This window comes from Maribacter sp. (assembly GCF_016744255.1).
Classification (GTDB): Bacteria; Bacteroidota; Bacteroidia; order Flavobacteriales; family Flavobacteriaceae; genus Maribacter_B.
Map to the genome: position 1 here is coordinate 16,148 of NZ_JADGES010000006.1, position 23,394 is coordinate 39,541.

The window sequence follows — 23,394 nt, forward strand, 5'->3', positions numbered from 1 at the left end:
TTATGTATTCTTTATGGAATGGATGATAAAATTGGCTACTTCGGCTTTTCTATCTTCCATAAGTTTATTATAAGCAGCTTTATCTGTATTTATAAATGTCATAATTAGCGGTCTAGCCACAAATGGGAAAATATTGAGTGCTAGAATATTAATAAATAATTGTTCCGCACTTATGGGCTTTATAATGCCTTTTTTAACTTCAATAGCAACCTGTTTACGGAACTTTTCTAGATTAGGAAAGCCTTTATTATCTTTTAGATTTAAAATAAAATCTGGATTCCTGTTCAATTCTTGGATAATAAAATTGGGTAAGTAGGGATGCTTTATTACAAAGGATATATAATTAGAAGTGAAGTTCTTAACCTTATCTTCTATGTAAGAGTCATCATTTAAAATAGCATTTAATTGAGGCGCTAGTAAGGAAAATGCATTTTTAAATACAGCCTCGAAAAGTAGTTGTTTACTTCTATAATAGTAATGCAGCATAGCTTTATTAATACCTGCCTTGTCCGCTATCTCTTGCATACGGGCACCATCCATGCCTTTTGCTTGAAATACATTTTTTGCTGCATCTAATATTTGCCCTTCTGTATTTTCATCTTTCGCTTTTTTCATATCAACCAAACAGTTTAACCATGTGGTTAACAAATATACATATTTATTAGTTTATAAGGATATAAACTATAGAAATATAATTCTAATAGGATCAAACATAAGCACATACATTATCATGGAATATATAATAAATTGAAAATAAGTGGAATAAAATGTTGTATTCTAAAAAAATGGCACCATCTTTGCACTTTAACAAGTATTATAAATTTTTAATTACATTACAATGAATAAAGGAACAGTAAAATTTTTCAACGAGTCTAAAGGATTTGGATTTATCACTGAAGAAGGAGTTGAGAAAGATCACTTTGTACACATTTCAGGTTTAGTTGACGAAGTTCGTGAAGGCGACAAAGTTGAGTTTGATCTACAAGAAGGAAACAAAGGATTAAATGCAGTAAACGTAAAAGTTATCTAATACATATACTTCAAGTTTTACAAAAGCCCATCCATACGGATGGGCTTTTTTTGTGGCCTTTTCTTAACAATAAAAGGAAAAGATAGAGCATATCTGTATTAAATTTATACAGCAAGTAAATTATAGAAAAGTAAGGTATGCAAACTAATACCTAATTTTAGTTTTTTAATAATCCAATCTCTTTATAATTTGAGTAATATAAAGGGGCTATAGGAACCTTAATAAGTTTTCATGTTTTGTGCAATCTAAATTTAATACGCCATTTTCACAATTTCTTCTACCTTATCCGGAGATAAAGATTGGTGTTCCCCTAATCCTAACCAGCCACGATCTGTAAAACGTTGTGCTATTTTCTCCGCAGTCCCTTCATAATCCTTAGTATAATCCGATAGTTTGGTATCTATTCCTAAATCATGGAAAAAGGCCACTGTTTTTTTAATAGCTGCATGGGCTTTATCATCTATACTTCCTTCGGTTATATTCCAAACACGCTCCCCATACTGTGCTAATTTTTCTTTTTTGGCTTCAAAATTAAATTGGTAATGACTTGGAGCAATTACTGCCAAAGTACGTGCATGGTCTATACCAAATAAAGCGGTTAATTCATGCCCCATGGCATGAACAGCCCAATCTGATGGCACCCCTTTTTGTATTAACCCATTTAATGCCATGGTGCAACTCCACATAAAATTAGAGGTTGCTCCATAGTCCGTAGGGTCTTTTAATACCTTAGGAGCCACTTCTATTAGGGTTTGTAAAATGCTTTCTGCAAAACGGTCTTGCAATAAAGCGCCAATAGGGTAGGTCATGTATTGCTCTAAAACATGGGTAAAAGCATCGGCTAATCCATTTGCTAATTGACGTTCTGGAATAGAGGCAATCACCTGAGGGTCTAATATGGAAAATATAGGAAATAAACCAGGACCACCCATGGTTCGTTTTTCTTTGGTTTCTTTTCTTGTAATTACTGCACCAGAGTTCATTTCTGATCCTGTAGCTGGCAACGTTAAAACAGTTCCAAAAGGCATTCCTTTTTCCGTCTTTATGTTTTTTGCTAAAATATCCCAAGGAGTATCGCCTGTAAATACTGCTGCAGCCGATAAAAATTTAGTTCCATCAATAACAGAACCACCACCAACAGCTAATAAATAGGTAATATTTTCGTCTTTAATAACTCTTAAAGCTTGCAACAACACCGCGTATTCTGGATTTGCAGGAATACCACCAAACTCCACAACATCTACTTTAGATAATGCAGTTTTTACTTGATCATAAATTCCGTTTTTCTTAATACTTCCTCCACCATAAAGCAGTAATACTTTGGCATGGCTAGGAATTTCTGTTTCTAATTTATTTATGGTATCCTTTCCAAAAATAATCTTGGTCGGATTTTTAAATTCAAAATTGTTCATCTTCTTTTCTTTTATTCGTTCTTAATTTCTTCTGTTTGTTAGGCCCACTATTCTATTACTGTTACTAAATCTTCCATTGGTTTTCTTACCTTTTTAAGGTTTACTAACCAATCTTTATCTTCTTCTCTGTAACCAATAGGAAGTAACACAGCACTACGTAATCCTTTTTCTCGAAGACCTAAAATTTTATCTACAGCATCTGGCTCAAAACCTTCTAAAGGAGTAGCATCTACACCTTCATAAGCAGCAGCAGTAATAGCATTTGCAAATGCTATATACGCTTGTTTAGCAGCATGATTAAAGTTTTCTTCTGCATCTTTTTGAGGATATAATTTTAATAACATCTGGCGGTAATTTTCCCAACCTTCGTTTTTAAATCCACGAATATCATTTGTTAGATCGAACATATAATTAATTCGGTCTGCTGTATATGTATCCCATGCTGCAAAAACAAGTAGGTGAGAGCAGTCTGTAATTACAGATTGGTTCCAAGCTACAGGTCTAATTTTTTCTTTAATCTCTTGATTTTTAATTACAAAAACCTCAAAAGGTTGTAAGCCGCTAGATGTAGGTGATAAACGTGCCGCTTCTAAAATACGCGCTATTTTATCTTCTGCAACTTTTTTACCATTCATTGCTTTTGCTGCATATCTCCATTTTAATTTGTCTAATAATTCCATATTTTAATCTTATTTTTAATTCCTATTCTGCTATCTGTTTTATATCATCCGATGTAATAATAACATTGGCATTACTGATACTGTTTGCTAAATTTAGCATCGCTTGCGCTATACTCTCTGCATTAATTATCTTGTATTTTTTTAAGCTCCCTATAAATAATGGTTGTATTATTTTAAAAACTATTAATCCTATTTTTTCCAAAACTCTACGTTCTTTGCGTTCCCCACCAATTAAGGAAGGCCTTAAAAGAAAGGTGTTTTTTATGTTTTGTTGCAATACACCCTGTTCCATTTCGCCTTTGGTTTTATTATAAAATACGCTGCTATTTTTATTGGCAGCCATTGCCGACACCACTAAAAAGGTAGGTATGTTGTTTTCTTTGGCAAGCTTGGCTGCAGCTACAGGGATACCGTAATCTATCTGTTTATAAAGTGTTTTATCTGGTGTTTTTTTAGATGTTGTTCCTATGCAACAATACACTTCATCTGCCGTAAAATCCGCTTTAAAGGTGTTCAGCTCTAACAAATTCCCAACAAACTGTTTTACTCGATAATCGAGATTTAAATGCTCCGAGGCTTGCCTCGAAATTTTAAGGCTGTTTTCCTCCGAATGCCTCGTGGGATTGCCCCGAGGTAGTTTGCTAGGTACACCTTCTAATTTAGAACGCGAGAACAGTTTTATAGTATCATACCTATCATCCTTTATTAATTTTTGAAGTAAAATATTCCCTGTTAAACCCGATGCTCCTAATATAATCGCTGTTTTCTTCATATTACTTACAAACCTTTATACTGCTCCAAGCAGATTGATACGCTTCTTCTATATGTGTTTTATCCAAGGTAAATGCACCCCGTTTTTGGACAATCATTAAAAACGATAACGGATTTATAGCATAGGCATACAAAAGGTAATCGGACAAGGGTTTAATAATGCCTTCCTTTTTACCGCGATTCCAAAGGTCGAGTAGGGGTTGCAAATGCTTAATACCTTCTTTTCTGCTAGTTTCACTAATCATTGGCGTATTATCACACTGCACTAAAAACATAGCGTTTTCGCTCTCCTTAAGCTTAAAATCTGCAATACGTTTCCATACTATTTTAAAACCTTCTTCTACCGACATCTTTTCATTATAGGTAGCAAAGGCATAATGTGTGTACGCAGCCTTTACTTCTATATAGGTTTTGTCTACCAAATCTTGTTTATTATCAAAATACAAATAAATGGTAGCAGGCGAAACATTAGCCATTTTAGCAATTTTACTCATAGGAGTAGCGTGGAAACCATTATTGTTCACCAGTTCTATAGTTGCTTTAATAAGCGCATTACGCTTGTCTATGCTTTTTTGAAGTTTTGCCATATTATTTCCATTTGCAATACAAACATACAAAAAAATGAATGTTCATTCTTTTTTAACATGGATTTATAATACCACATGTTAAATTAGAAGGGAACAACTAAGAGAGAGCCAGCACTACTACAGTAAGAGTTTCTTATAATTGCGTATAACTTATCACAATTTCATATACCAAAGACTCGTATTAGAAAAATGTTTAATTAATTTTGCCTTATTAAAGTAACACGCCTTAAACGCATAGAATACCTTATGAAAGTATTTAGTTCCATCATTTTATTTCTTTTTAGCCTTGCTTATTCCTTTGGGCAAAATTTAATTCAGGATCCAGGAGGTAAACTTTCTCAACGGTGGCAAATTCAGGACGATACCACAAAACTATTTAAAATTGTTCCTTATAAACCTGTATATTTTTTAGTTGCAAATTATACGTCCAATATAAACAACCAACCAACTAGCAGTAATCCCCTTAATTCTGCAACCGAATACTATGATTATTTAGACACCGAATTTAAATTTCAATTAAGTTTTAAAGCAAGAATAGCTAAAAATCTATTAGGCAACAAGTTAGGTGGCGATTTATGGACTGGTTATACGCAATCTTCTAGATGGCAGTTATATAGCACAGACATTTCTAGACCTTTTAGAGAAACTAATTATGAACCCGAAATAATTTTTGTCCTCCCCGTTAAGTATTCCTTTTTGGGACTAAAAGGCGTGTATACTGGTATTGGTATAAATCATCAAAGTAATGGCAAAGCAAACCCTTTATCTAGAAGCTGGAATAGGGTTATTTTACAAATAGGATGGGAGAGCCCCTCTTGGAGTTTTGTTCTTAGCCCATGGTGGCGCATACAAGAAGAAAGTGTTGAAGATAACAACCCTAACATAGAAAATTATATAGGCAGAGGAGAACTTTTATCTGCTTATGCCCACGGAAGACATAATGTAAGTTTATTATTAAGACATTCTCTACGCGGAGGAAACAACAATAAAGGGAGTGCAAAAATAGATTACGCCCTTCGGGTTTTTGACCTTCTAGAAGTGCATGCACAACTATTCTATGGGTATGGAGAAAGTCTTATAGATTACAACCATAAACAAACCACTTTTGGTTTAGGAGTATCTCTTTTACAATGGAAATAAAGGGGGTATTCCTATTTATCTAAATAACCTAATAAGCTTCCTCTTTCTTTATTATTGCTTTACCCACTGGTTAACCTAATATTATTAAGGCTACTTTTTATACGTAAGGTTCCCCAAGGAAAAGTCACCTAATTTTTCGATTAAACGTACATCATTAAACACCTCTACAGTTTCGCTGGCAAAATGATAGTTATAAGATGCAAAAGCTGTACTAATTTGATACATATACAGGCACAGCACAAATTAAACGAAAGAAATATTAGGGTTATGATGGTACTTTACCATAACCCACACATTCTCTTTCTAGATTCGTGTTTTGGTTAATGCATTTACTAAAAAATAGTACAACCAAAAGACCCTCTTTTTTTAGAAAAAGACATTCATTTATGCATAACCGTTAGTAGGGTACTATATGGTAGGTGAAATGGTATTTTACTACATTTTTTTAATATCCTAACGGATTTACGTAATGGATAAAACGAGCATTTATTTACTTTTATTTTTGAATATTTAAAATGAGAATTATGATAAAAGTAGAGGCAATTAAACCTGGTCCAAAACCGAAGAAAGAAGATGGTACTCCGGATGAAAGGAGAAGGGTAAATCCTGAGAATAAGCCAAAATACCCAAAACTAAAGCCACACAATCATAAACGTAATGATTAAAATATTAATTCTTTAGTTATTTTATACAATGATGTTTTTATAGGGATTATAATGTCTGGTAGAATGGAAATAAATAAGCAAAAAAACGAATAGTGAAAGGTTTTTCTTATATAAATTTTTGCTAAGTTTACTATATTTAAATTTGCTTTTTACTAAGAATTTTTATACTATTTATTGATTTTATTCCTCCTCCATATAATGATTCACTCTCTAGTTCGCCGCATAATGCAGTTATCTCTAAGTAAACGCCATGTACTACATTGTTACGATCATTAAACTCTATATAATCGTCAGTATCTTACGCATTACCTATGCCAATAAAACCCAATAGATATACAAGTAATACTAGGTGATTTTTTTTCATTTTAATTATTATTAGAATCTTACCATTAAACAGAAATCCATTGAAGAACTACGGGTTGCCACTCTTCAGAACGATTGGAATCGCTTTTGTTTTTTCTAAAAAAAACTTCATTATTTTTAACAAAAACAGCCTGTGTTTCTATTGCTTTTCTTTTTTTCTTTTTTCGTAACATTATAACTTCTTTTTATAACGGTTTCTACCCATATTAAAAACACCGACTTTTATACCTACTCCTGCAGAAAACCCATTTATTCTTTTCAGAGTGGCAGGCTCTAGATTCGTCTTGCTAGAAAAACGATATTTAACACCAGCTTCTAATTGTAAATAACGCGATACATTAAACAAGGCGTTAATTCCTGGTTCTACAACAGCAAAAGCATCAGATTCTCTATAGTCTTTTTTATCTACCTCTTTATTATCATAATCAAAATCGGAGTCAATAACTCCCAAACCACCAGCTCCAATTAATAAAGGGAAAGATAAATTCACTATAGATTTACTAAAAAGAATAGGTTCTATATGTAAACCTCCATAAGCACCAACAATATCTTCATTAATTCCTTCTGTTGCATTAAAATAATTTTGTTGAGAGTAAAAGAAAGTCCCTACAAAACCAACTTCAACTTGTCTGTTGGCAACATATGCCACCTTAAAACTTGGTAAGAAAGTATCTTTATTATCCATTTCTCCATAGTGCATAGAAATACCTAAATAAACGCCATGCACCACATTTTTGCGGTCATTAAATTCAATATAATCCCCATCATCTTGCGCGCTACTTAAAAAGCCAAATCCAAGTAAGATTATAATGAATAAAGTATTTTGATTTTTCATTTCTAGATGTTTTTTTGATTGTTATTTAGTAGACTATTGTGTAGGATGTTTTGTTACAATAAACATTGTTAATTTTTACATTTAATTCTCCTTTATAAGGATTAGTCCTTTTTTTCCTTGGATAGTTACCCTACCTAGCTTTTCTTTACCGTAGGTTGCATTAATTTTTCTAATTCTATTTCCTTTATCTAATATGTCTGAAGAAACATTATCAAAAGATTTAGGTAAACGTAATAGTCCCTCTTCTAAAGTAGCATTGAACTTTAAAGAGGTGTTTTCTACGTTAATATTTATTTCAGAAGATTCTTGCGTTAATTTTATATTTGGTTTTTTTGTGCTTATTTCTTTAATCGTTAAATCAGATATTTTAAGCACTAGATTAGCTTCATTATTTAACGTGTTAATATCAATATCAGTAAACTTAATGTCTCCCTTTATCTTATGTACAACATCTATCTTAATTTCATCTTTACTAGAATATAGCTCCAAAGCTTTAATAGTCTCCATATTTAGGGTAGAACCAGAGCTGTTGACTCTTAACTCTTCTGCATTTTCCACAATAAACTTTCCGTTTTTTAAACGGATATTCCCGTAGGTAATAGTTTCGGCCTTAATCTTTCCATATTTCATGGTAATATCTGCAAAGTTCAAATTTCCATTAAGCCATAAATCACCATGTTGTATATCGGTTTTAAATTTACCTGCCCAATCTTCAACAATAACATCTCCAAATCTATTCGTAATATCTAGCTCTGCATTTTTGGGAAGATATACGGTATAATTAATTTTAAGATTGCTCCTGTCGTAATCAAAAGAATTTACTTTACTCCAATATTTAGTAATAAAACCAGTGTTTTTCTCCGCTATTGCTGTTTTAAAAATGATATAATCTTTATTCTCATTAATATTGGTACCAATACGCTCCAAGAGGTTTTGTGCATTTTCCTTTTTTTTATGGATAACTTCTATCTCCATTTTTATCACTAAGCTCTCTTTGTTCCATCCATGAACAGAAATTTCTCCATAATTGTTCTCTAAATAAAGTTTTCCCGAATTCGTCATAGAAAATGTTTTTTCTATAGTTTTAGATACTTTATTCTGTCCTATAAGACTAAGGTTCCATGTGATTGCTATAAGGAATAGCAGCAGTTTTTTATAGTGTATAACCATAATCATCATTTATTTTTTTAGAAGAATTTATTTGTTTCAATAAATTCTCTATAAGTTCTATTCTCTTCTTATAATTACCGATAAGAGCTTCTAGAATAAGCTCATTATCCAAGTTCTTTCTCATTTCTAGTTTTAATAAGTAATATTCATCATCTAATTCTTGCATAAAAGATAAAAACTCTACTTTGTCATCTTTCGTTAATACCGGATGATTCTGTACTAATTTTACTTGGTAGGCAACCAAACCTTCGTAATGAGATTCAATGTCTAAAATTTCTTTATTGGCATAACTAGTCTCTATACCAGCATTATTTAATACCAAAGGACCTGTTATAGTAAAGAGTCCTACAATCAAAAGAATACTAGCAGCAACTTTAAAAATTGGGAATTTCCAAAAAGGAATTACTTTCGTTGGCTCTGTTTCTAATTCCATAGAAATGGCATCCCACATTTTTTTTCTGTCCGCTTTTTTATCGTCAAAAAACTCTTTATTATCTCTGATTTTCTTTTCAAAATTATCCATCATAATTGCTTAATAATTTCAATTAATTTCTTTTTTGCTCTATGATACTGGGATTTAGAAGTAGAAGTGCTTATCTCTAATATTTCTCCAATTTCATTATGATCATATCCTTCAATTAAGTAAAGACTAATTATCTGTTTGTAGCCATTTGGTAATGTTTCTATCCCTTTTTTCGCCTTAAATAAGTCAATATCCTCCTTAGGTACTATTACCTCTTCTTGCAAGTGATATTCGTGATTCTCAATAGGCGTTAAGGATATTCGTTTTACTTTTAAATGATTAATACTCTTATTAATAACAATTCGTTTTAACCAAGAACCAAATGTACTCTGGTATTTAAAAGTGTCTAGTTTTTTAAATGCTTCAATAAAGCTATCTTGTACTACATCTTCGGCATCTTCTTTTATACCTACCATTCGGAAACTAATATTATACATAGCATCTACATAGAGCTCATACAATTGGTATTGTGAGCTCCGGTCGCCAGTCTTGCTTTTTTTAACAAGGTCGTTATGTATATTTTGGATATTACCTTCCAATTATAATAGTTACGTACTTAATTTATGTTCTTTTTGTATTGGTCTTCTATCTCTAAAGACAACAACAAATTTAAAAGGTTGCATCTCAATCAAAAAATATTTATTTTTTTAAGTTTAAATACTTTTAAACGTCTAACAATAGACCTAAACCTATACTTTAAAAGAAAAGTTAAGTTTTCATAAAATCTATTTTAGCTATGGTTATTGTATTATTTTTATAAAATGACTTTACAAACAAGAAAAGGATTTCGCTTCTCTAATTATGAAGCTCCCGACCAAACACCTTTTGAAAAGTTGTTTGATATTTTTCAGGAATTAATTACACATACTTCTGGTGATGTGGACGAAGCTTTAGATTGGCTTAGAGAATTAGATAAAGAATATGAACTAACAACAGAAGATTATACTATTGCCGATTTTATTGCCGATTTAAAGAATAAAGGATATTTAAAGGAAGATATAAATACTGGTGAAGTAGGAGGTAAGGACGGCCCTAATGAAGAGAAGAAGTTAAGTATCACTGCCAAAATGGAAAGAATTATTCGTCAGCGTGCTTTAGAGCAAATTTTCGGTAAACTCAAACGAAGTGGCAACGGTAATCATAAAACAGGTAAACCTGGCAGAGGAGATGAGCATACCGGAAACTTAAGGAACTATACCTATGGTGACGGATTAGAACATATTTCTATGACGGAAAGTATAAAGAATGCCCAGATAAATAATGGCATTGGAGATTTCATTTTAAATGAAGAAGATTTAGTAGTAGAAGATACAGAGCATAAAGCTCAAATGAGTACCGTACTAATGATAGACATAAGCCATAGCATGATTTTATATGGTGAAGACCGTATAACTCCCGCTAAAAAAGTGGCTATGGCATTGGCAGAGTTAATTACCACTAGATACCCTAAAGACACATTAGATATTCTTGTTTTTGGTAACGACGCATGGCCCATACCTATTAAAGATTTACCCTATTTAAAAGTTGGTCCTTACCATACCAATACAGTTGCAGGGTTACAGTTAGCCATGGACATGCTCCGAAGAAAAAGAAATACCAATAAGCAGATTTTTATGATTACGGATGGTAAGCCTAGTTGCTTAAAATTATCCGATGGTTCCTATTATAAAAACAGTGTTGGTTTAGACGAACATATTGTGGAAAAATGCTATAATATGGCTAGGCAAGCTAGAAAATTACATATTCCCATAACTACCTTTATGATTGCACAAGACCCGTATTTAATGCAATTTATAAAACAATTTACAGAAGCCAATAAAGGTAAAGCCTTCTTTACAGGATTAAAAGGATTGGGCGAAATGATTTTCGAAGATTACGAAGCTAATAGAAGAAAAAGATTAAAATGATAGACAAAATTAAAAATATAAATACCCTAGGCGATTTAAAAAATACGGGCTACAAGGTTAAAAGTATTAAAGATGAGCTTAGAGATAATTTAATAGATAAGATTAAAAAAGGAGAAACTACTTTTGAAGGAGTTTGGGGTTACGAGAATACGGTAATTCCAGAATTAGAAAGAGCCATTCTCTCTAGGCATAATATTAATTTATTAGGACTACGTGGACAAGCAAAAACAAGATTAGCAAGACTTATGGTTCGTCTGTTAGACGAATGGATACCGGTGGTTAAAGGCTCTGAAATTAATGACGACCCCTTAAAGCCTATATCTCGTTATGCCATAGAATTAATTAAAGAAAAAAAAGAACAAACCCCGATTACTTGGTTACATAGAGATGATCGTTTTTATGAAAAGCTAGCAACTCCAGATGTTACTGTGGCCGATTTAATAGGAGATGTAGACCCTATAAAAGCAGCGAATTTAAAATTGTCTTATGCGGATGACCGTGTATTACACTTTGGAATGATTCCACGCGCTAATCGCTGTATTTTTGTTATCAATGAATTACCAGATTTACAGGCAAGAATACAAGTTTCTTTATTTAATATTCTTCAAGAAGGAGATATTCAAATTCGAGGATTTAAATTACGCTTGCCCTTAGATTTACAATTTGTATTTACTGCAAATCCGGAAGATTACACCAATAGAGGAAGTATTGTTACACCTTTAAAAGATAGAATTGGATCCCAAATATTAACCCATTACCCAGAAGATATACAAACAGCTCGTAAGATTACAGAACAAGAATCTAATTTAGACTCTAGACAAACCAATGCGGTTTATGTGCCTAGTTTAGCCAAAGACATTTTGGAGCAAATTAGTTTTGAAGCCAGAAAAAGTGAATACGTAGATGCAAAAAGTGGTGTAAGTGCAAGAACGAGTATTACTGCTTTTGAAAACTTACTCAGTACTGCAGAAAGAAGAACGCTACTAAGTGGTGCCGATAGTACCACGGTAAGATTAAGTGATTTTATTGGTGTTATACCTGCCATAACTGGAAAAATTGAATTGGTTTATGAAGGAGAGCAAGAAGGTGCAGACGGGGTTGCTGCCCTATTAATAGATGATGCCGTAAAAACTATATTTAACTCTTATTTTCCAAAAATAGAAAAACTAGAACGTAAAGGAGAAGAAACTCCGTATGATGAGCTAATTCAATGGTTTTATAATGGAGAAGGGTTTGAATTAGAAGATGATTATACAGACAAAGAATACCATAGAGCTTTAAATGATGTGCCGCCCTTAGCTCAATTAATAAAAGAATATCAACCAGATATTCCAACTGAGGATACAAATTTTTTAAAAGAGGTTTTACTTTGGGGGTTAGTAGCTCATAAAAAATTAAGTAAGCACCGATTTTCGGAAGGTTATCAATTTAAAGACTTATACGGGAGCTATATTAGCGGATTATAAAGTAAGCTCAAGGCATTAAAAGGAACTAATTGTATATATTTTGAAGTAAACTTCGAGGTAATAAACCCACTGGAAGGAACAAAAGAGCCATACTTTAACAGTATGGCTCTTTTACATAAAAACATTATTTTTAGAACTACTTAAAGTTATTCCCAAGTATCTATTTGCTCATTAAGGATATCTATATTATATGCTCCAACATATTTTTTTCTGTAATAGAAGGATAATAATGTTAACCCTAATAATAGGATATAAAAAGCAATAATTAAACCTCCAACAGGAAAAAATGTAGCCGGTAATTGGTGACTTTCAAATTCTTTATACGTAGAGAGAACATATAGAGTATCTATTAATTTAAATATGTAAATAAAGGAGACCACATATAAACTATATTCTAAATTTCGCATCTGAGGATCACTTATTTCACTTTCTTTTATTTTAAACCATAGAACATATAAAAAAATAAAATGTACCAAAGAAAGGATAGGGAATATGTAATTGTCTATTTTAAAAAAATAAAACATATTAGTATATAAACCATAAAAGCTTAATACAATTAGTGCAACTAAGATTGTTAAAGTAGCGTACAGAGTCCGTTTCCATGGAATAATTTTAGAAATTAAATACATATAAAGTAGGTTGTGAGTCTTTTGGGAAACTCATATTTCAAAATTAAAACGGCACCTTATTTTGTTTATTTTAAAAAATTCGATGAACAGCATTCAATGTTGAGTATGGTCTAAAATCTGTGGTGAAAAATTGTAATTAGTACCATTCAACGATATTTAGATTCCTAGTAAATCTAATTTTTATCTGTAGATTTTCTTGCAAAAAATACTAAGGCTATAGAAATGATCAGAACCATTATAGGCATTATCACAGCTCCTGAGCCATATACTTCAAAAGAATTAGATATAAAAAAGGAATGCGCCATTTGAGCTAAAACTCCTAATAAAGATATGAGTAATACAGGTTTCGCCCATTTTTTCCTTAATAAAAGCGCTATACACCCTAAAGTTCCTCCCCACACAGCTATTGCAAAAGCAGCTGTAACCCAAGAAGGCTGGGGTTCGTAAAGAAACTTTTCTACTTGTGGTAAAGCCTCTAAATCTTGCATAGTCATATAGGCATGCTGCAAATATGCTCCTGCACCTGCTATATTCCATACTAAAGCTATAGCACTAACAATCCAGAACCAAACCGGTGGTTTTAGGTTGTTTTTAGTCATAATATGTATTTTTGGTTGCTTAAAGTTCTTATCAAATTGCAAAAAAATATTAAATTTATTTTGCTTAGTTATATCCGGAATAGGTAGTCCTTAAAAAATCATTTATTTTTAGTGTTGAAATAAGGGGTAATGCAAAAGAAGAGATTTTATTATTTAATAAAAATACAGTACTTAGGTTTTCGTTTCAGTGGCTGGCAAAAACAACCAGGACAAAAGACCATTGAAAGCATGGTAACTAAAACCTTAAAGTATATTCTACCAGATGTGTCTTTTAAAATTTTAGGAGCAGGCAGAACAGATGCCAAGGTATCTGCCTTAGATGCTGCTTTTGAACTTTTTGTTAATGAGGAACCTATTGGTAATTTGGTAGATTTTAAAATACTCTTCAATAAAAATTTACCTTCAGATATCCGTATTCTTACTATAGAAGAAACTACGAAAGATTTTAATATTATACAAAATAGTAAGCTTAAGGAATACGTTTATTTATTTTCTTTTGGAGAAAAAAACCATCCCTTTTGTGCGCCTTTTTTAACTAATATTCAAGAGAATTTGGATATAGGTTTAATGAAAGAAGCAGCTACCTATTTCACCGGCACCCATGATTTTTCTAGTTACACTGCCAGACTACAAGAAAATACGATAGTAGAGCGAGAAATTGTTTCTTCCTTTATTAAGGAAAATGAAATAATTACAGCTAGTTTTCTTCCTAATACATCTTATGCTTTTCATGTAAAAGGAAAAGGTTTTATTCGGTACCAAATTAGAATGATGATGGGTGCACTATTACAAATAGGGCTTGGAGAATTTAGCATAGAACAGCTTAAAAGCAGCCTAACAAAAGAAGATTATACACTATTAAAACATGTTGCTCCAGGTTCTGGATTAATACTAAATAGCTTAGAATTTAATTAATTATTTACATGAAGAGATTAAAAAAAATTATTCTTATTATTGGTGTTTTATACATTGCTATTGCTGCCTTAGCGTACTATAACCAAGAGAAATTGGTTTTTATGCCTTCTAAAATGCCCATGAACCATACCTATGATTTTTGCCAACCTTTTGAGGAATTTTGGATAGACACAGAAGATGGTAGTAAACTTAACGCAGTGCATATTAAAAATGAATCTGACAAAGGTGTAGTTCTCTATTTCCATGGAAATTCAGGAAATATTTCGCACTTAGGACATGTAGCAAATAGAATAACAGAAAAAGGGTATGATGCAATCTTAATTGATTATCGAAAATTTGGAAAGAGTAGTGGTGCTTTAAGTGAAAATGCTATTTATGAAGATGCTAAATTGGCCTACGACTATACACTATCTAAGTATTCCGAAGATAAAATAGTTTTATACGGTAGATCCTTTGGTACTGGTGTAGCCTCTTTTTTGGCTGCGAATAAAAAGCCTTCTAAATTAATATTAGAATCTCCTTTTTATAGCGCTGTATCGTTGGGTCAACATAGGTTTCCATTTCTACCAATAGATTGGTTATCTAATTTTAAGTTTCCTTCCAATGAGTTTGTTCAAAACATAAATTGTCCGGTATTTGTCTTTCATGGTACAGAAGATAGAGTCATACCTTTTACTTCCGGAAAGCAACTATTTGACGAAATACCAGGGAATAACAAAAAGTTCTACGCTATAAAAAACGCAGGGCATAATTACCTTCAAGATTTCAACACCTTTAAAATAGGATTAGCAGAGGCTTTAAATTAGCTTAATTATCGAACAAATTAGAAGACAAATACCTATCACCGCGATCGCAAATAATAGAAACTATAACACCACTTTCTAGAGTAGAGGCCAACTTTAGGGCGGCATAAGCTGCACCGCCACTGCTCATCCCTGAGAATATGCCTTCTTCCTTAGCAAGTTTAATTGCTGTTTGGGTTGCTTGTTCGGCATTTACTTCCATAACGGTATCTACCTTAGAAGCATCAAATATTTTGGGTAAATATTCTTTAGGCCATTTTCTTATTCCTGGAATTTTGGCACCGTCCATAGGTTGCACCCCAACTATTTGTATTTCAGGGTTTACTTCTTTTAAGTAGGTAGAAGTTCCCATAATAGTACCTGTAGTTCCCATTGCAGAAACAAAGTGTGTCACTTTTTGGTCCGTATCTCTCCAGATTTCAGGGCCAGTGGTTTTATAATGCGCTTTCCAATTGTCTTCATTAGCAAATTGATTGAGCATTACATACCCATCATTAGCAACCTTGCTATCTGCATAATCCCTAGCTCCTTCAATACCAACATCAGCACTAGTCAAAGTAACTTTAGCTCCATAAGCTCTCATGGTTTGCACTCTTTCTTTTGTAGAATTTTCGGGCATTACCAATTCTATATCTAAGCCATAAATACCAGCAATCATTGCAAGAGCTATACCTGTATTACCACTAGTTGCTTCTATAAGTTTATTCTCTTTTTTTATAGACCCAGACTCTAATCCGTTCTTTATCATATTTAGTGCGGCACGGTCTTTTACACTTCCTCCTGGATTATGACCCTCCATTTTAAAATATAATTTTACATTCGGATTTTGGTTTAATACTCTCGCTTCTACCAATGGGGTATTGCCTATTAAATCTAATATTGTTTTAGACATTCGGAAGTGTTTTTATTTTTATTTCTGGTGTATGATAAACTGTTGAATTAGCTGGCACAGATGCTGTAATCCAAGCATTTCCGCCAATAATACTATTTTCTCCTATAATTGTATTCCCACCAAGGATTGTAGCATTAGCATAAATAGTTACATTATTTTCTATAGTAGGATGTCTTTTCGTTTTTTGAAGATTTTTGGCAACATACAAACCACCTAAGGTAACTCCTTGGTATATTTTTACATGGTTTTTAATTATTGCCGTTTCTCCTATAACAATTCCTGTCCCATGATCAATATGAAAAGCACCTCCTATAGTTGCTCCTGGGTTAATATCTACACCAGTTTGTCTATGTGCATATTCCGTCATTAATCTAGGTACAAGAGGAAAACCATCTTTGTACAACTCATGGGCAAGTCTGTATATAGCAATGGCATAAAAACCTGGATACGCCATATACACTTCTTCAATAGAAAGAGATGCTGGATCACATTCTACAGTAGCTTCTGCATCAATATTCAGCTTCTCTAAAATTTGAGGTAATTTTTCTACATAATTCTCCCAAACTTTTTTGCAAGGTTTATTTACTTCCCAACAAGCTAAATTCACTAAAGCATCAAAATCTTCCTCTAACGTTTTAAGGTTTTCGGTTACTGGTGTGTCGATATCAAAAAGTGTATAGAACAATCTATTGGTAAATTCTTCTACTTTTTCTTTTAAGCGATACCTTAAATTAGGGTGCTTTTTATGTTGGATAATTTTATGGATAACGGATTCCAGTTTCATATTACATGAATTTATAAGTTTCAAAATTAACCAATAATTAAAAAGGATTATATTTCAAATGGTTAACTTTAGCAAAATTACAACACCTAAGTCGAATGTTACATTCCATGATTACAAAATCTACACTTGATTTTCTAAAAAAATTAGAACAGAATAATAATAGAGAATGGTTTACTGAGAATAAACCAGAATTTAAGGAACACCAAACTGTTGTAAAAGGATTTGCTACACAAATCATGGATAATCTTAATAAACATGACGAGATAGAAAAAATGAAACTATTTCGTATTTATAGAGATGTACGTTTTTCTAAGGATAAAACACCTTATAAAGCTCATTTTTCTATTTCTTTTGCAAGAGTAGGAGCTAAACTAAGAGGAGGGTATTATTTACAAATAAAACCTGGAGATAGTTTTGTTGCTACTGGTTTTTGGGCTCCAGAACCTGCCGATTTACTAAGGATTAGAAAAGAATTTGAATTAGATTCAACTGAGATTAGAGAAGTTATAGAGGATAACAACTTTAAAGAAATTTGGGGTGATATAGTAGGAGACTCTGTTAAAACTTCTCCTAAAGGTTTTGATAAAACAGACCCAAATATTGATTTAATTAAGCGCAAGCAATTCATTTTTGTAAAAAAATTTACAGACAAGCAGGTTTTATCTAAAAATTTCAGCTCTGATATAGATATTGCATACCAGTCCATTAGACCATTTTTTGATTTAATGAGTAGCATACTTACTACTAATTTAAATGGAGAATCCTTAGTGGATTAATACTTCTGGTTCAAAAAGTTGTATTTGATCTTGAAGTCTTTTTATTACTAAGCTCATTATACGTTTGTTAAGTGCTGAAGAATTTTGAGTATAGGTTTGGTATTCTTCTTCTGTAAAAAGGCCTACAACCATTCCTTTTAAAAAACTTCTAAATTTAACATCTCTTTGAATAGTATTTTCTATGTATTCTATTCGCTTTTCTAAAGAAAGCTTGTAAAATTTATTTTTATGTTTTGTAATATAATTACGAAAAGCATCTATTAGTATTAAATTTTGAAATTTCAATACCGGTCTAAGTGTTTGGTTTTGAAACTTTTCACTAGGACTCATGGAATCATTTACAATTTTAGGTAAAATTTCTGGGCGGAATTTTAAAAGATACTGGGACCTATGATTCATAACGAAAGTATTTTACTAAAGGTAGAAATATAGGGCGCTATTTTTTTAAACATAATTAAATACTTTTAAACAGGTTTTAAACAAAAAGAGCCTTCACATAATGAAGGCTCCTTTACTAATCCTAAAACTAATTATTTACTTTCCAAAAAGTCTTCAAAACTCATTAAATGGAGTGTCTCTATATTTTTAAACTTCTTTTTCAACTTATTAAAACTCTCCTTAGCTGTATTAAATCTAGTAGAAATAACTTCTAAATTAGTCCGCTCAGATGAAGTTGGTTTGTCATAATTATTCGCCAACTTACTAAATAAATCGGTCATTTTTTCTCTTAATTGTGGTTCTGCAGAACCCACATAATTATCTCCCGTGGTAATTACTAATGTCTCTTTAAGAGCATTTAGTTTGGATACCATTTTCTTATTTTTTTCTATGGTAGCTTTATCTAACATCGCATCTAGCTCATAAACTACATATGCCAATTCTTCTGTCATATTATACAGTTGCATGGTTGTTTCATTTTTTAATTTACGATCAGCTTCTGTTAATGTAGATTTAGAATCATAAACCAAATCAAACGTATGCTCAAAGGTTTCTTTTCCTTTCTTAATAATAGCTTTATAAGTACCGGCAGGAACAGTAGGAGAGGTGAAACCACCAAACGTAAATGTTTTTCCTTTGGCCACTTTGGGTTGTTTTCTAGAATACCCCCAATTAACAATATTTATTCCTTTAGATTTTCCTGGGCCTAATTCTACAATTTTATTGCCCTGCATATCTTGAATTTCTAGGCTCATTTTACCAAAAGTGTGTCTGCTTTTTAAATAATATTTAATTTGTGCATTTTTAGTTTTATTGCTTCCTACGAACTGCGTTTCATTACCAAAATTGCCAGAGAAACTAGTTTCTTCATTGATTACAGTTGGTTTATTTTTAAAGAAATGAAGTTTTTTACTCATAATTTCCTCGTTCAACTCTCGTAAAGGAGAAATATCATCGATTATAATAACACCTCTACCGTGTGTACCCATTACCAAGTCATTGGTAGCCTTTTGTAGTTCTATATAGTGAACCGCTACGGATGGCATATTGTTTGTGAATTTTTTCCAATTGCTACCACCATCCATGGTTATATATAATCCAAACTCTGTTCCTAAGAAAAGAAGGTTTGGGTTTTCGTAGTCTTCTTGAATATTTCTCACAAAGCCATTAACATCTTCCGTAATAATATTAGTCCATGTTTCACCAAAGTCTGTTGTTTTATAGGCATACGCATTCATGTCATTCATAGTATGACCATCAAAAACAGCATAGGCAGTTCCTTTGTTAAAAACACTAGCCTCGATATGAGAACACCATGTATTTTTTGGAAGCCCTGAAATATTAGCAATGGTATTATTCCATGATTTACCGCCATCTTTACTTACTTGCACATTTCCATCATCGGTCCCTACCCAAAGTATATTTTGGTCTAAGGTAGATTCTGCAATAGTGAAAATAGTAGTATGGTTTTCTGCCCCAGAATTATCTTTAGATAACCCTCCGGAATTCTCTTGTGCTTGTTTCGTTGGGTCATTAGTGGTTAAATCTGGAGAGATTATTTTCCATGTATCTCCCATATCTTCAGATTTGTGAAGAAACTGACTTCCCATATAAAACCTATCTGGCTGGTGAGAACTAGTAGTCATAGGAGCATTCCAATTAAAACGTAATTTTGTATCCTCATCGATAACTAAAGGTTGAATAGTTTTGGATAGGTTTCTGTCCACATCAAACCTCCATACATTTTCTGCACCTTGCATTTCGGAATAAATAATATTCTTAGTTGGGTGTTTTAACACTCTAAAACCGTCTCCATAACCTACAGAATTCCAGTCTCTTGCCTCTACACCACCAGGAGAAGAAGAAGGGCCATACCAAGAACCATTATCTTGTAAACCTCCATAAACATTATAAGGAGTAGCATTATCAACACTAATATGATAAAATTGAGATAATGGTAAATTTTCTACAATCTCCATATTTGTTCCGCCATCCCAAGAGCGATATACACCACCATCTGTACCAACATACATAATATCGGAATCTTTTATACTAAAAGCAATATCATGAATATCACTGTGCATTCTTCCCAAAGATTTAAACGTTTTTCCTCCATCTCTAGAAATAGAACCACTTAGTCCGCCTTTAACTATTACATTTTCATCTTTAGGATCTACTACAATTCTTGAAAAATAAAATGGTCGTACTGTAATTCCAAAATCATTGTTTAACTGTTCCCAGCTACCACCAGAATCATTACTTCGGTATAAACCTTTACGCTCGTCTTTCTCCGCTTCAATTACAGTATAAAGAACATTAGGGTTAGAAGGAGCTATAGCAACCCCTAAACGACCTAATTTACCAGCAGGGAATCCTTTGTGAATTTTATTCCAACTTGCGCCTCCATCGATGGATTTATACAATGCACTATTACTACCTCCAGACTCAAAACCCCAACCAGATCTTCTAAATTCCCACATAGAAGCATAGAGAATATTTGGATTAGTAGGATCCATGACTAAATCGGCACATCCTGTTTTTGCATCTACATATAGTAATCTATTCCATGTTGTTCCACCATCCATAGATTTATAAACACCGCGTTCTTCACTATCTCCCCAAAGTGCGCCTAAAGCTGCAACATAAATTTCTTTGGAATTTTCTGGGTTTACAATTACGTTTGCTATGCGCTCGGATTTTTCTAATCCAATTTTTTTCCAATTAGAGCCACCATCGACAGATTTGTATAATCCATCTCCAATAGACACACTATTTCTAGGCCAAGTCTCTCCCGTTCCTACATAAATTGTATTATCTGGATCATTTGGATCTAGAGTAATTGCCCCAATAGATTGGCAATAGTCATCAAAAATTGGATTGAATGAAGTTCCTGCATCATTAGATTTCCATACTCCACCGCCAGCTGCGCCAGCATAGATGATTCTACTGTTGGTAGGGTGTATTTCTAAATCGTTTATACGACCACTCATTAGAGCAGGCCCTATATGTCTTGCAGTAAGGTCTCCAAAAATTTCTTTTCCGTTATTTTTTTTACTGTTTTGGGCATTACCTGAAAAAGAAAATGCCATTGCAACCAAAGTTGCAGATATAATTAGTCTTTTCATTTTTAGTTAGATTAATTAAAAAGACCCTTTAAAAAAGGGTCTTAAAATTATTAGTAATTATTTTTTTTCTGTTTCTGTTTCTGTTTCCATTTCATCTGGAAAAGCAAAAGCACTTTCTTCTACTTCAGGATTAAGAACTATAGATTCTATAGTAAGAGGGCTTCCAGGTTGCCCTTTAACCCCTTGGGTCATAGAAAATGGAAAATAAATTCCGTCTACTTCTTGGTAATCACTAAAGGTTACTTCAGATGTCATTCCTTTACCAGGACCAGATTTCACTTCGGTTTGAACAGCAATGGGAACAAAGTTTTCACTATCAAAAAAGTAAAAAGAAATATCTTCCTCTTCTTTACCATCTACCGTTACAGGTTCTTTAATTAGTTTTATTTTAAAAGTTTCTGCTCCATCAATAGTTTCTTTTCCTATTAGTTCTACGGTGTACCCTTTATTTTTATAGTCCAAAAAAGAATCTGGAAAATCGTTAGCGTTTAATTTAAAGTTACTTGTAGCTTCCGCATCGCTCTTTTCTGCTTTCATGGTCATAAAGTTATGACTCCATAAAGTTTCACCATCGAAAACACCTTGTTTAATTTCTTTTCCTTGAAAGTTAATAAGAGTCATTTGTCGTCCGTCTTTTAACTGTACTATTTCTAAAGGTATTTCCATTCCTTGTTGGTTCACTTTAGCAATCATTTTAACTCCCAATACGGTTTTTATTTTTTCTAAACCTCCAATGTTTTCAAAATATGAATTAATAATTTCATCAGCTGTTTGGCCTTGAGTAGGCGTAACGAAAGCTAAGGTTAATACTGCAATACAAAGTTTTAGTGTTTTCATAAGTGTTTCTTTATTGTTATTAATGGATTAGTATCAAATTTACATATATTGTTACATACTTATGAAGTATTTTTCTTTCAAAAAAATATTTAAAAACATTTAGCATGAAGTTTGGAAAAGTAGAACACCCCGAAATTATAGATTTTTCTATTCCTACAGATCACTTAGAAACAAAAAAAATATTATCTAAAAGCAGAACAAAAGACCCAGTAAACGTATATGTTGGCTGTGCTAAATGGAACAAACAAGATTTAAAAAACTTTTACCCAAGAGGAACAAAAGATGAATTGGTATATTATTCTTCGCAATTTAATGCCATAGAATTTAATGCAACTTTTTATAGAATTTTCCCTACAGAACAATACCAAAATTGGTATAACAAAACACCTTCATATTTTAAATTTTTCCCAAAAATTACGCAAAGCGTTAGTCATTTAAGACGTTTAAATGATAAAGCATACCCCATTTTAGATGAATACTTGAATGTTACTTCTAATTTAAAAGAAAAACTTGGAACTATCTTTTTACAAATGCACAGCAATTTTGGACCAAAAAATTGGGAAAGGGTAGTGCGTTTTGTAGAGTATTGGCCTAAAGAATTTCCTTTATCTATGGAGTTTAGGCATACAGATTGGTTTAACAATGAAAAAGTAGCTAATGAATTATACCATTTGTTAGAAGAAAACAATATAAGTAATACACTGGTTGATACTGCAGGTAGGAGAGATATTATGCACATGAGGCTAACAAATAATGAGGCATTTATTAGGTATGTAGGCGCTAACCATGAAAGTGATTATTCTAGATTAGATGATTGGATTGATAAACTTGTAGATTGGAAAGATAAGGGATTAAAGAATATACATTTTTTTGTTCATCAAAATATGGAACTAGAGTCTCCATTATTATCCGCTTATTTTATTACCAATTTGAATAAAAAACTAGGTTGTAATTTAATAATTCCTAAAACAAACTTTAATTCTAGCCCAAAGTTATTTTAAAACTATTTTCTAGTATAAAACTTCATTTTTAAGTTTTATACTAGAA

At 32.4% G+C, this 23,394-nt stretch carries 26 protein-coding genes; 9 read left to right on the top strand and 17 right to left on the bottom strand.

Annotated elements, in window-relative coordinates; genetic code table 11:
• A complete protein-coding gene (locus QZZ51_RS02235; RefSeq protein ID WP_291865279.1) occupies nucleotides 1-615 on the bottom strand; it encodes a TetR/AcrR family transcriptional regulator in 615 nt (204 codons plus the stop codon).
• A 223-nt stretch (nucleotides 616-838) separates the two neighbouring features.
• Between QZZ51_RS02235 and QZZ51_RS02240 the strand changes: the two genes are divergently transcribed.
• A complete protein-coding gene (locus QZZ51_RS02240; protein ID WP_291865282.1) occupies nucleotides 839-1,030 on the top strand; it encodes a cold-shock protein in 192 nt (63 codons plus the stop codon).
• A 251-nt stretch (nucleotides 1,031-1,281) separates the two neighbouring features.
• Here the strand turns inward: QZZ51_RS02240 and QZZ51_RS02245 are convergent, their stop codons facing one another.
• Genes QZZ51_RS02245 through QZZ51_RS02260 form a run of 4 tightly spaced genes read right to left on the bottom strand, consistent with a single transcriptional unit; the run spans nucleotide 1,282 to nucleotide 4,480 of the window.
• On the bottom strand, nucleotides 1,282-2,442 hold the full coding sequence (locus tag QZZ51_RS02245) for an iron-containing alcohol dehydrogenase (protein ID WP_291865285.1): 1,161 nt from the start codon (nucleotides 2,440-2,442) through the stop codon (nucleotides 1,282-1,284).
• A gap of 47 nt (nucleotides 2,443-2,489) precedes the next feature.
• Entirely contained in the window at nucleotides 2,490-3,122 is a 633-nt protein-coding gene (locus tag QZZ51_RS02250; RefSeq protein WP_291865287.1) for a nitroreductase family protein, read from the bottom strand.
• Nucleotides 3,123-3,144: 22 nt separating this feature from the next.
• A complete protein-coding gene (locus QZZ51_RS02255; RefSeq protein WP_291865290.1) occupies nucleotides 3,145-3,894 on the bottom strand; it encodes a nucleoside-diphosphate sugar epimerase in 750 nt (249 codons plus the stop codon).
• A 1-nt stretch (nucleotide 3,895) separates the two neighbouring features.
• On the bottom strand, nucleotides 3,896-4,480 hold the full coding sequence (locus tag QZZ51_RS02260; protein ID WP_291865292.1) for a TetR/AcrR family transcriptional regulator: 585 nt from the start codon (nucleotides 4,478-4,480) through the stop codon (nucleotides 3,896-3,898).
• 246 nt (nucleotides 4,481-4,726) lie between these two features.
• Between QZZ51_RS02260 and QZZ51_RS02265 the strand changes: the two genes are divergently transcribed.
• Both QZZ51_RS02265 and QZZ51_RS02270 read left to right on the top strand, forming a co-directional pair.
• Nucleotides 4,727-5,620 carry a phospholipase A gene (locus QZZ51_RS02265; protein ID WP_291865295.1) on the top strand — a complete coding sequence of 298 codons (894 nt, stop codon included), beginning with the start codon at nucleotides 4,727-4,729 and terminating at the stop codon, nucleotides 5,618-5,620.
• 524 nt (nucleotides 5,621-6,144) lie between these two features.
• The gene (locus QZZ51_RS02270; protein ID WP_291865297.1) at nucleotides 6,145-6,285 is read left to right on the top strand and encodes a hypothetical protein; all 141 of its coding nucleotides are present in this window, start codon (nucleotides 6,145-6,147) and stop codon (nucleotides 6,283-6,285) included.
• 389 nt (nucleotides 6,286-6,674) lie between these two features.
• On the opposite strand, the gene QZZ51_RS02275 is transcribed toward QZZ51_RS02270, so the two are convergent.
• From QZZ51_RS02275 to QZZ51_RS02295, 5 genes are all read right to left on the bottom strand, one after another.
• On the bottom strand, nucleotides 6,675-6,821 hold the full coding sequence (locus QZZ51_RS02275) for a hypothetical protein (RefSeq protein ID WP_291865300.1): 147 nt from the start codon (nucleotides 6,819-6,821) through the stop codon (nucleotides 6,675-6,677).
• Nucleotides 6,821-7,483, bottom strand: a complete 663-nt coding sequence (locus tag QZZ51_RS02280) for a hypothetical protein (RefSeq protein WP_291865303.1) — start codon at nucleotides 7,481-7,483, stop codon at nucleotides 6,821-6,823. The genes QZZ51_RS02275 and QZZ51_RS02280 overlap by 1 nt, the downstream gene beginning before the upstream one ends.
• Before the next feature lie 81 nt (nucleotides 7,484-7,564).
• A complete protein-coding gene (locus tag QZZ51_RS02285; RefSeq protein WP_291865305.1) occupies nucleotides 7,565-8,653 on the bottom strand; it encodes a hypothetical protein in 1,089 nt (362 codons plus the stop codon).
• Nucleotides 8,637-9,179, bottom strand: coding sequence for a hypothetical protein (locus QZZ51_RS02290; protein WP_291865308.1), 543 nt, complete (start codon nucleotides 9,177-9,179; stop codon nucleotides 8,637-8,639). Before QZZ51_RS02290 ends, QZZ51_RS02285 begins: the two co-directional genes overlap by 17 nt.
• Complete coding sequence (locus QZZ51_RS02295; protein WP_291865309.1) at nucleotides 9,176-9,715, bottom strand: RNA polymerase sigma factor; 540 nt, start codon at nucleotides 9,713-9,715, stop codon at nucleotides 9,176-9,178. The genes QZZ51_RS02290 and QZZ51_RS02295 overlap by 4 nt, the downstream gene beginning before the upstream one ends.
• A gap of 222 nt (nucleotides 9,716-9,937) precedes the next feature.
• On the opposite strand from QZZ51_RS02295, the gene QZZ51_RS02300 reads away from it, so the two are divergent.
• The gene (locus QZZ51_RS02300) at nucleotides 9,938-11,083 is read left to right on the top strand and encodes a VWA domain-containing protein (RefSeq protein ID WP_291865311.1); all 1,146 of its coding nucleotides are present in this window, start codon (nucleotides 9,938-9,940) and stop codon (nucleotides 11,081-11,083) included.
• The gene (locus tag QZZ51_RS02305) at nucleotides 11,080-12,549 is read left to right on the top strand and encodes a magnesium chelatase (RefSeq protein ID WP_291865312.1); all 1,470 of its coding nucleotides are present in this window, start codon (nucleotides 11,080-11,082) and stop codon (nucleotides 12,547-12,549) included. The genes QZZ51_RS02300 and QZZ51_RS02305 overlap by 4 nt, the downstream gene beginning before the upstream one ends.
• A 146-nt stretch (nucleotides 12,550-12,695) precedes the next feature.
• On the opposite strand, the gene QZZ51_RS02310 is transcribed toward QZZ51_RS02305, so the two are convergent.
• Together QZZ51_RS02310 and QZZ51_RS02315 are read right to left on the bottom strand one after the other, a co-directional pair.
• Nucleotides 12,696-13,178 carry a hypothetical protein gene (locus QZZ51_RS02310; protein ID WP_291865315.1) on the bottom strand — a complete coding sequence of 161 codons (483 nt, stop codon included), beginning with the start codon at nucleotides 13,176-13,178 and terminating at the stop codon, nucleotides 12,696-12,698.
• Between the two features lie 173 nt (nucleotides 13,179-13,351).
• The gene (locus QZZ51_RS02315) at nucleotides 13,352-13,777 is read right to left on the bottom strand and encodes a hypothetical protein (protein ID WP_291865318.1); all 426 of its coding nucleotides are present in this window, start codon (nucleotides 13,775-13,777) and stop codon (nucleotides 13,352-13,354) included.
• Between the two features lie 129 nt (nucleotides 13,778-13,906).
• On the opposite strand from QZZ51_RS02315, the gene QZZ51_RS02320 reads away from it, so the two are divergent.
• Together QZZ51_RS02320 and QZZ51_RS02325 are read left to right on the top strand one after the other, a co-directional pair.
• The gene (locus tag QZZ51_RS02320; protein WP_291865321.1) at nucleotides 13,907-14,692 is read left to right on the top strand and encodes a tRNA pseudouridine(38-40) synthase TruA; all 786 of its coding nucleotides are present in this window, start codon (nucleotides 13,907-13,909) and stop codon (nucleotides 14,690-14,692) included.
• An 8-nt stretch (nucleotides 14,693-14,700) separates the two neighbouring features.
• A complete protein-coding gene (locus tag QZZ51_RS02325) occupies nucleotides 14,701-15,498 on the top strand; it encodes an alpha/beta fold hydrolase (protein WP_291865324.1) in 798 nt (265 codons plus the stop codon).
• 1 nt (nucleotide 15,499) lies between these two features.
• On the opposite strand, the gene cysM is transcribed toward QZZ51_RS02325, so the two are convergent.
• Nucleotides 15,500-16,387 (bottom strand): cysteine synthase CysM, encoded by an 888-nt coding sequence (gene cysM, locus QZZ51_RS02330; RefSeq protein WP_291865325.1) that lies wholly within the window; start codon nucleotides 16,385-16,387, stop codon nucleotides 15,500-15,502.
• Complete coding sequence (epsC, locus tag QZZ51_RS02335) at nucleotides 16,380-17,171, bottom strand: serine O-acetyltransferase EpsC (protein ID WP_291865327.1); 792 nt, start codon at nucleotides 17,169-17,171, stop codon at nucleotides 16,380-16,382. Before epsC ends, cysM begins: the two co-directional genes overlap by 8 nt.
• Before the next feature lie 95 nt (nucleotides 17,172-17,266).
• Here epsC and QZZ51_RS02340 point away from each other — a divergent pair, with 95 nt between their 5' ends.
• Nucleotides 17,267-17,947: a DUF2461 domain-containing protein gene (locus tag QZZ51_RS02340; RefSeq protein ID WP_291865329.1), complete on the top strand. Its 681-nt coding sequence runs from the start codon at nucleotides 17,267-17,269 to the stop codon at nucleotides 17,945-17,947.
• Here QZZ51_RS02340 and QZZ51_RS02345 read toward each other — a convergent pair.
• The 3 genes from QZZ51_RS02345 to QZZ51_RS02355 form a co-directional block, all read right to left on the bottom strand.
• Nucleotides 17,936-18,346 carry a glyoxalase gene (locus tag QZZ51_RS02345; RefSeq protein WP_291865332.1) on the bottom strand — a complete coding sequence of 137 codons (411 nt, stop codon included), beginning with the start codon at nucleotides 18,344-18,346 and terminating at the stop codon, nucleotides 17,936-17,938. The two genes, QZZ51_RS02340 and QZZ51_RS02345, sit on opposite strands and share 12 nt — an antisense overlap.
• A 131-nt stretch (nucleotides 18,347-18,477) precedes the next feature.
• Nucleotides 18,478-21,510 (bottom strand): hypothetical protein, encoded by a 3,033-nt coding sequence (locus QZZ51_RS02350; protein WP_291865334.1) that lies wholly within the window; start codon nucleotides 21,508-21,510, stop codon nucleotides 18,478-18,480.
• Between the two features lie 57 nt (nucleotides 21,511-21,567).
• Nucleotides 21,568-22,347, bottom strand: a complete 780-nt coding sequence (locus QZZ51_RS02355) for an outer membrane lipoprotein-sorting protein (protein WP_291865337.1) — start codon at nucleotides 22,345-22,347, stop codon at nucleotides 21,568-21,570.
• Between the two features lie 104 nt (nucleotides 22,348-22,451).
• Between QZZ51_RS02355 and QZZ51_RS02360 the strand changes: the two genes are divergently transcribed.
• Nucleotides 22,452-23,348: a DUF72 domain-containing protein gene (locus QZZ51_RS02360; protein ID WP_291865339.1), complete on the top strand. Its 897-nt coding sequence runs from the start codon at nucleotides 22,452-22,454 to the stop codon at nucleotides 23,346-23,348.
• The last annotated feature ends 46 nt before the right edge of the window (nucleotides 23,349-23,394 follow it).

What these genes read in the sequence shown, in the direction of transcription:
- QZZ51_RS02235 (WP_291865279.1), bottom strand. Translation starts at nt 615, where the DNA reads ATGAAAAAAGCGAAAGATGAAAATACAGAAGGGCAAATATTAGATGCA.
- QZZ51_RS02240 (WP_291865282.1), top strand. Translation starts at nt 839, where the DNA reads ATGAATAAAGGAACAGTAAAATTTTTCAACGAGTCTAAAGGATTTGGA.
- QZZ51_RS02245 (WP_291865285.1), bottom strand. Translation starts at nt 2,442, where the DNA reads ATGAACAATTTTGAATTTAAAAATCCGACCAAGATTATTTTTGGAAAG.
- QZZ51_RS02250 (WP_291865287.1), bottom strand. Translation starts at nt 3,122, where the DNA reads ATGGAATTATTAGACAAATTAAAATGGAGATATGCAGCAAAAGCAATG.
- QZZ51_RS02255 (WP_291865290.1), bottom strand. Translation starts at nt 3,894, where the DNA reads ATGAAGAAAACAGCGATTATATTAGGAGCATCGGGTTTAACAGGGAAT.
- QZZ51_RS02260 (WP_291865292.1), bottom strand. Translation starts at nt 4,480, where the DNA reads ATGGCAAAACTTCAAAAAAGCATAGACAAGCGTAATGCGCTTATTAAA.
- QZZ51_RS02265 (WP_291865295.1), top strand. Translation starts at nt 4,727, where the DNA reads ATGAAAGTATTTAGTTCCATCATTTTATTTCTTTTTAGCCTTGCTTAT.
- QZZ51_RS02270 (WP_291865297.1), top strand. Translation starts at nt 6,145, where the DNA reads ATGATAAAAGTAGAGGCAATTAAACCTGGTCCAAAACCGAAGAAAGAA.
- QZZ51_RS02275 (WP_291865300.1), bottom strand. Translation starts at nt 6,821, where the DNA reads ATGTTACGAAAAAAGAAAAAAAGAAAAGCAATAGAAACACAGGCTGTT.
- QZZ51_RS02280 (WP_291865303.1), bottom strand. Translation starts at nt 7,483, where the DNA reads ATGAAAAATCAAAATACTTTATTCATTATAATCTTACTTGGATTTGGC.
- QZZ51_RS02285 (WP_291865305.1), bottom strand. Translation starts at nt 8,653, where the DNA reads ATGGTTATACACTATAAAAAACTGCTGCTATTCCTTATAGCAATCACA.
- QZZ51_RS02290 (WP_291865308.1), bottom strand. Translation starts at nt 9,179, where the DNA reads ATGATGGATAATTTTGAAAAGAAAATCAGAGATAATAAAGAGTTTTTT.
- QZZ51_RS02300 (WP_291865311.1), top strand. Translation starts at nt 9,938, where the DNA reads ATGACTTTACAAACAAGAAAAGGATTTCGCTTCTCTAATTATGAAGCT.
- QZZ51_RS02305 (WP_291865312.1), top strand. Translation starts at nt 11,080, where the DNA reads ATGATAGACAAAATTAAAAATATAAATACCCTAGGCGATTTAAAAAAT.
- QZZ51_RS02310 (WP_291865315.1), bottom strand. Translation starts at nt 13,178, where the DNA reads ATGTATTTAATTTCTAAAATTATTCCATGGAAACGGACTCTGTACGCT.
- QZZ51_RS02315 (WP_291865318.1), bottom strand. Translation starts at nt 13,777, where the DNA reads ATGACTAAAAACAACCTAAAACCACCGGTTTGGTTCTGGATTGTTAGT.
- QZZ51_RS02320 (WP_291865321.1), top strand. Translation starts at nt 13,907, where the DNA reads ATGCAAAAGAAGAGATTTTATTATTTAATAAAAATACAGTACTTAGGT.
- QZZ51_RS02325 (WP_291865324.1), top strand. Translation starts at nt 14,701, where the DNA reads ATGAAGAGATTAAAAAAAATTATTCTTATTATTGGTGTTTTATACATT.
- cysM (WP_291865325.1), bottom strand. Translation starts at nt 16,387, where the DNA reads ATGTCTAAAACAATATTAGATTTAATAGGCAATACCCCATTGGTAGAA.
- epsC (WP_291865327.1), bottom strand. Translation starts at nt 17,171, where the DNA reads ATGAAACTGGAATCCGTTATCCATAAAATTATCCAACATAAAAAGCAC.
- QZZ51_RS02340 (WP_291865329.1), top strand. Translation starts at nt 17,267, where the DNA reads ATGTTACATTCCATGATTACAAAATCTACACTTGATTTTCTAAAAAAA.
- QZZ51_RS02345 (WP_291865332.1), bottom strand. Translation starts at nt 18,346, where the DNA reads ATGAATCATAGGTCCCAGTATCTTTTAAAATTCCGCCCAGAAATTTTA.
- QZZ51_RS02350 (WP_291865334.1), bottom strand. Translation starts at nt 21,510, where the DNA reads ATGAAAAGACTAATTATATCTGCAACTTTGGTTGCAATGGCATTTTCT.
- QZZ51_RS02355 (WP_291865337.1), bottom strand. Translation starts at nt 22,347, where the DNA reads ATGAAAACACTAAAACTTTGTATTGCAGTATTAACCTTAGCTTTCGTT.
- QZZ51_RS02360 (WP_291865339.1), top strand. Translation starts at nt 22,452, where the DNA reads ATGAAGTTTGGAAAAGTAGAACACCCCGAAATTATAGATTTTTCTATT.